The sequence below is a fragment of the Xanthomonas sp. LMG 12461 genome, assembly GCF_009192935.1.
GTDB lineage: Bacteria > Pseudomonadota > Gammaproteobacteria > Xanthomonadales > Xanthomonadaceae > Xanthomonas_A > Xanthomonas_A sontii.
Map to the genome: position 1 here is coordinate 64,854 of NZ_NQYT01000038.1, position 7,041 is coordinate 71,894.

The 7,041-nt window shown below is 63.6% G+C and carries 3 protein-coding genes; 2 read left to right on the top strand and 1 reads right to left on the bottom strand.

The window, feature by feature from the left end; all coding sequences use genetic code 11:
- Positions 1–53 precede the first annotated feature (53 nt).
- Positions 54–3,560 (top strand): ATP-binding protein, encoded by a 3,507-nt coding sequence (locus CEK68_RS10980; protein WP_226977846.1) that lies wholly within the window; start codon positions 54–56, stop codon positions 3,558–3,560.
- Positions 3,561–4,244: 684 nt separating this feature from the next.
- Here the strand turns inward: CEK68_RS10980 and CEK68_RS10985 are convergent.
- Positions 4,245–4,898, bottom strand: a complete 654-nt coding sequence (locus tag CEK68_RS10985; RefSeq protein ID WP_017915652.1) for a response regulator transcription factor — start codon at positions 4,896–4,898, stop codon at positions 4,245–4,247.
- Positions 4,899–5,340: 442 nt separating this feature from the next.
- Here CEK68_RS10985 and CEK68_RS10990 point away from each other — a divergent pair.
- Positions 5,341–7,041: ESPR-type extended signal peptide-containing protein (locus CEK68_RS10990; RefSeq protein ID WP_255424771.1), on the top strand; the 1,701-nt coding region annotated here is incomplete at its 3' end.

Below are 7,041 nucleotides of genomic sequence, written 5' to 3' on the forward strand. Positions count from 1 at the left end.
CGGTGGCGTGTGGGCGGCAACGCGGGAACCCGGCTCTTGCCGAGAATCTCAGCTTGTCTGCAGATCGCGGCGGCGGTAATGGCGCGTGCCTCAAGCGCGGATGGGCGCGCGCCCAAAGACGCAAGTGCGCGCGATGCGGCATACGGCAAGGCGTGGACGCGAGCCGGACAGCGCCGAAAGGCCGGATTTTTGCTGCGTTGGCGAGCGAGATGGCGCTGAGCTATCCTGCGGCCATTCGCCTGCCCGCGGTGTCGCAGGGCGTTCCGAGAGCCGAGATGCCGCAAAAATTACTTGCCAGAACTGGGCGACACTACCGGCGCATTCTCTACGGGTCGGCGACCGCGCTTTCGCTGTCCATCGTCACCGCTGCCTGGCTGTTTTGCAGCGGTATCATCAATCAGTATCGCGAAAAGCAAGTCGCGCAGTTCGTCAAGGACAGCGAGGAAGTGCAGACTCAGGTGGACCAGTTGTCGGCGCGGCTGATCCAGTTCGCCGATGTCTACGAAGGCGTATGGAATCTACGGCAGAACGATGCCGTCCCCGTGCAGCGCTATGCGCGCAAGTTGGCCGACGGACACGGCTTCGCCCAGACCACGGACGACCTGACCGCGACCCCTTTTACGCTGGCGAGCGTGTTGACCGGTGCGGGCGATACCGAGCGGCTGGCAACGGCGATGCGGGTGGTCCGCGATATCTCTGCGGCACCTTCCATCGACGCCAGAAAGGCCGGCGTGACTCTGGAGGGGTTCCTGTATGCGCCCGACGGCAGTTTTCTGGCCGCGTCTCCCGTGCTGGGCACGGCAGCGTTGGACAGTGCGCGCCGCCAGGGCGCCGATGCCTTCATTCGCCAGCGCATCGCCGCGGTGGAGCGCCTTGTGGCGTCGACGCCGACGCAAGTCCTGCGCAAATACAGATTGTTGTGGCGCCCAGCCGATGCCAGCGACGGGCAAACTTCCGTGTCGCAACTCATCGTGCCGATGTTCCACGATGGCAAGCGGGTCTTCACTGTCGCGTTGTCGCTGCCGGATCGGCAGTTCATGCAGTTCTTCCTGCGCAGGGAAGTCCGGCGCCCGGGGTTCTTCCTGCTGAACAAGGAGGGTCAGCTGAACCTCCGCGATCCTCCGCAAGATCCGGACCAGGCGGCGTTGCTGGCTCGGGTTCTTGCACAAGCGGCGCAGTTCCGCGGAGTTTCCGGCGAGCCGATCACCCTGTACCGGAACGATATTTTCCTGGTGGCCCAGCGCATCGGTGGTCCGGACTGGATCGCGGTCTACGCATATACCTGGAGCGACGTGCTGGCGAATCTTCAGTACGAATTCTTCACCGGTGCGCTTGTGTGCCTGCTGGCGCTCGTCCTGATGTGGGTAACCGTCATCTATTTCGATCTCAGGGTGACCAGGCCGCTGCTCAGCAGCGCCGAGAAGCTGATCGAGGCCGAACACTTCAGCAAGGCGATCATCGACACCTTGCCGATCGGCATCGGCATTTACGCGCCGGGGACCGAGTCGGTGATGCTGGAGAACGGCGTTGCCAAACGCATGCTTGGCGACCGCAGCGAGGACTTCTACCGACACGTCATGCGCGAGCGCAGCGCGCAATCGGTGCCCGGCGCGCAGCATTCGTTCATCGAGGTGCAGTGGGACATCGCCGAGGGTCAGAGCAGCTACATCGGCGTGGCGTCGTCGCAGACCCGCTTCGACGGCCGCTCGGTGGTGTTGCTGGGGCTGGTCGACATCAACGAGCGCAAAGCCAACGAAATGCTGTTGATAGAAGCCAAGCAGACCGCCGACGAAGCGAACCGGGCCAAGTCGATGTTCCTGGCGATCGTCAGCCATGAGATCCGCACGCCGTTGCATGGCGCGATGGGTCACCTGGAACTGCTGGCGCGCAGCCCACTGGGATTGGTGCAGTGCGAATGGGTGGACATGATCCGCCGCTCGTTCGACGCCTTGCTCACTCTGGTCAACGATCTGCTCGATTCGACCAAGCTCGAGGCCAACGCGCTGAAGATCAATCCAGTACCGATGTCGCCTAACGATGTGCTGGAGCGTTGCGCGCGCAGTTTCGGCGCGTCGATCCTGCAGAGCGGCGTCGCTTTCTACTGCGTGACGGACCCGGAGCTGGATGCCGTGATGCAGGGCGACGACCAGCGCTTGGCGCAGATCCTGCAAAATCTGCTGGGCAATGCGGCCAAGTTCACCGAGCGTGGCTCGGTCATGATCTCTTCGCGCTGTCTCAAGCTACAGGACGACACGGTGTGGGCGCGTTTCGAGGTCGCCGATACGGGCATCGGGATTCCCGCCTCGATGCAGTCGGCGATCTTCAACCCGCTGGCGCAGGCCGACGACAGCATCAGTCGCCGTTTCGGCGGTACCGGATTGGGTTTGTTCCTGTGCCGCAATCTTTCGCGCTTGATGGGCGGGCGCATCAGCGTCAGCAGCGAACCCGGTGCGGGGAGCGTGTTCCGGGTCGACCTGCCGTTCAAACGCAAAGCGCGCGCGCTTCCTGCCGACTCGCACGCGCTGGAGGGAATCACGGTGGATCTGGTGTGCGCGCAGCCGGCATGGCGGGACATGCTCGCCGAGCGGTTGCGCCGCTGGGGCGCAGCCCTGTACGACGAGAACGCGCAACCGGCGCGCTTGCACATCCGGGTGCTGGCGCAGGCCGATGGCGGCGTCTTGAACGCTGCCGACCTGAGCGCGGTGCCGGCGCTGGGCACCGTATTCGTGACCGCAAAGGGGCCGTTGGTGCCGCATCGCCACGAAACGCGGGTCGAGGTCAGTTCACTGAGCCGCGAAGGATTGCTCGACGCCATGAGCGCACTGACCGGTATCACTTCCCGCCCCGCCGAACGCTATGCGGGGGGGCTCGCCGAGGAGGTGGTCGAACAGGATCTGGACATCCTGGTGGCCGAAGACGATGCGGTGAACCGTACGCTGATCAAGCACCAACTTGCCGCGTTGGGATGCCGCCGCGTGCGGGTGGCCGTCGATGGAATGGAGGCGCTGACGCTGTGGCTCGAGCGCCGCGCCGATCTGGTCATCACCGATCTGGGCATGCCGCAACTGGATGGCGTCGGCCTGCTGCGGAAGTTGCGCGATTTCGATCCGGGAGCGCGGATCGTAGCCACCTCCGCGTCGGCCGCGGCGGAGATCAGCGCCGATACCGAGCAGTTTTCCGATCTGCTGCAAAAGCCTGTGTCGTTGAACGACTTGCGCCGTGTCCTGAGGAGCACGATGCTCGTCCGCAATTCCTCCGAGGTTTCCGAGGGCGGCCGGGAACCTCCTTCGGACGAACTGCTGGATGCCTTGCTGTGGCAGGCGCTCCGGTCCGAGTGGGACGCGGAGCGGCAATCGATCGAGGAGGCGCTGGTCTTGCAGGATCTGGAATTGTTGCGTCGGCGCCTACACCGTCTGCAGGGCGCTTTGATGGCGTTGGGGGCGGACGATCTGTTGGCGGAACTGCAAGTAGTGCAGGAGCTCTGCCCGAGCGCGGATTGGGCTGTGCTGTCGGCGCGTTGCCGGCAGTTGCTTATGCATGTGGAGCAATCGCTGCGTTGAAGCGGCCGACGACGCGGCCGAAGTGACGCCGATTGGCGCTTGGCTCCCACGTTGAGTCAGTCCAGTCATCGCAGGTGGCGTCGCCGACGCGGTCGTGTCCGGGCGATGTCTCCGATGATGAGGGCGCGCGCGCTGCGTTCTGCCTGACACTCCCTGAGCCTGTTGGAACCGCACATGCGGAAGCGCAAACGCGATCAGTGCATGATGCTCGACGCATAGCGCTGGATGGACGGCACGAGCCGGTTCGCCTTGGCGGCTGCGCAGCCGTTTTGTCAGCCGCTTTAGATGGCCCCGGGCATGCGCCGCCAGTCGCTGGCGGTGCAGGTCGAGCCGGCTGACGCGGAGTGTGCCCAGGCACGATCGCTGGCACAAGACGTTCGCATACGTCAGGGGCAAGAGCCGCGCCCGCTCTCATCGGCCAGGGCAACGCCGGTTAGCGTCCGACGCAAAGGGCCATGAAAAAGCATCGAACTGGACATGACCACGCTGTTCTGATCCCGCAAGGGATTCCGTCCCGTTGCCGTGCCGTTGGTGCAGCGAAACGATGGCTGGCTCAATCGATTCCGACGCGCGACCCACGATGATGGCGGTCCGCCCAGAACCTCGGCGGAGCTTCACTTGGTCGTCCTTCCCATCCTCTCGCTCGACAAAGCCGCATCTGTTCTTCAACGTCCATGACGCGCGCTAGACGCCCTGACTGTCCAACTCGCGCAGCAGCGCGGCCAGTTCGACGTCGTTCTTGGCGCCCAGCTTCTTCATCGCCGCGATCTTCTGGTTGCTGATGGTCTTGGGGCTGCGCTTGAGCCGATCGGCGATCTCGCTCAGCGATAGCCCATCGGCGGTCATTCGCGCCACGGTGGCTTCCTTTGCGGAGAGCGCGTCCATTCCGATGGCCCCGTTCTTGCGGTAATGCGTTGTCAGCAGCGCTGCCGACAGCGAACCGGGGACATAGAGGCGGCCGCTGGCGACTTCCTGCACCGCCGCGGCCAGGTTGCCGAAATCCGCGCGGCTCTTGCCGATGAAACCGGAGGCGCCCAGTTGCAGCGCCGCCGAGACGATCGAGGGTGCGGTGTGCGCGCTGAGCACCAGCAATCGCATCTGTGGCGCCAGCCGGCGCAGGCGCTGCAGCAGATGCAGCCCGTCGGCTTGCGGGTCGCTTTCGAATTCATAGTCGCACAGCAGCACATCCACCGGCTGTTTGACGAGCTCACGCAGCAACTGGCCGATGCCGTCGCAACTGAAGAGCAGGTCGATGCCCGGCGTGTTCTTCAGCACGCTGGTCACGCCGAGCAGCACGATCGGGTGGTCGTCGGCGATACCGACTCTGATCCTGTCCATTGTTGGGTCCTGTTGCCGCTGCCGTCATGCGCGATGTTATTCGCCGAATCATACGTCAGCTTCGCCATTCATCGGTGGCGAAACTGAGATTGAAGCCGCATGGCGTCTGTGCTGTCGGCTGAATCTTTCGATGCCAGAGACCGGATTTTGGGTATTGGCTCGTGCATGACTGGGGGTTTCCCCGTCTTGCCCTTGTCGAAGAAGTGTCAGTTTTCTTCTGTCGATCGTCATGCCGAACGTGCGGTTTTGGGCATTCGCCCATGTGTGGAATGGGGTTTTCCCATCGTGTCCTTGTCGAAGACGTTCTAAATTTTTTCTGGCGGGCGCAATGCCGAATGCGCGGTTTGGGGCATTCGCTCATGCACGGGATGAGGCTTCCCCGTCGTTGCTGCGCCAACAAAATTCTAACTTTCTCTGCTCTATAAATTACAGGTGGTCCGAAATGAATAGGGTATTCAGGGTTGTGTGGAATCGCACTATCGGTGCATGGGTGATTGCGTCGGAACTGGCGAAGAGTAGGTCGAAAGGCCAAGGTGCCAAGTCTAAAGAATCTGTCGCTGCCTGCTTGCTCGTTGCGAGCCTGTTGGCGATGTTCGGCGTCAGTGGTGAGGCGATGGCCGCCCAGGTGGAGAACGGTGGGATGTTCCGGGTGTTGGGTTGTCAGTCTTGGAGCAAGAATCCTTATTGTCAGGTTGACGCGTATAAGGCAATTGCGGTTGGCGACGCTGCGAATGCCTGGTCTTCGGCTGCAGACGCGCTTGGGATCAATGCCAAGACCTCCAGCGGCGATGAGACTGCGACCAATGACGATGGGACTGCGATCGCGGAGGGCTATAACGCGAGCGCCGCCGGTAAGGGGGAAGGTGCGTACTCCGCGGCGACCGAGGGGCGAGCCTGGGCGCTTGACGATACGGCTGCAGCGTTGAATGAAAATAGCCTAGTAACAGGTGCCGGTATTGTTGGGAGTGGCCATTCCATTGCGACTGGCTATCAAGTTGAGGCCACCGGCGATGACGCTTCCGCCTTCGGTGTGCGCTCCTCGGCGAGCGGGATGCGCGGAGTGGCGATCGGCAATCGTGCGGAAGCGCAAGATACGAATAGCGTGGCAGTAGGCACCGGCACTAGTGGTGTATTGGCAGGCGGAGAGTCCTCGATCGCGCTTGGTATTAATTTGAAGGCGACCGCGCGAGGTGCCATCGCGGTCGGCGATGCTGTCGTTTCCTCGGGCGTCGGTGCCATCGGGATCGGCAGCTATTCCAATTTTGAGGCGCATAACAAGGCACAGGGTGACAATTCCATCGCCATAGGCAACGACGCCAATGCCATCGTAGATGATTCGGTGGCGCTCGGTAAGTCAGCGGTGGCCGGCAATTCCCAAAGCGGTGCCAGTGCCGATGTGGCGCTTGGCAGTGCAGCCAACGCGACCGGCGGCAAGAGCCTGGCGCTGGGCGTGAATGCGACGGCCACAGGTGCCAACAGTGCTGCGATTGGGTCGTCGGCGGCCGTGTACGGCAGTGATGCGATGGCACTGGGCAGTCGCGCGGTGGCGGGCGACGAGAAAAACAAGAGCGACGACAACAACATAGCGCTGGGCTACGCCGCCAATGCCCATGGCGGAGCCAGCCTCGCCATGGGCTACACGGCTAGATCCACAGCCGCCAGCGGCATCGCCATCGGCAATGCCGCTGATGCCAGCGGCGAGAAAAGCATCGCCATGGGCTACGCCGCCAATGCCAATGGCGGAGCCAGCATCGCCATGGGCTACACGGCTAAATCCACAGCCTCCAGCGGCATCGCCATCGGCAATGCCGCTGATGCCAGCGGCGAGAAAAGCATCGCCATGGGCTACGGGGCCACTTCCGCAGGCGGTAACGGCACCGCCATTGGCTACGGGGCCACTTCCGCAGGCGGCAACGGCACCGCCATCGGCAAATTCGCCCATGCCGACGACGACAACAGCCTGGCGCTGGGTGCAGGCGCAGCGGCGGCGCAGGCCGGCGCCGTGGCGCTGGGCAGCGGCAGCAGCACGGCCGCGGCGGTGGCGACCACCGGCGGGACCCTCAACGGCACCCCCACACCTACGCCGGCACCAAGCCGGGCAGCACGGGTGGCGTGGGCGCGCCGGCCACAGAACGGGCCGGGA

Bases quoted from the DNA above. Each gene is read 5' to 3' on its own strand.
- CEK68_RS10985 (WP_017915652.1), bottom strand. From the start codon at position 4,898: ATGGACAGGATCAGAGTCGGTATCGCCGACGACCACCCGATCGTGCTG.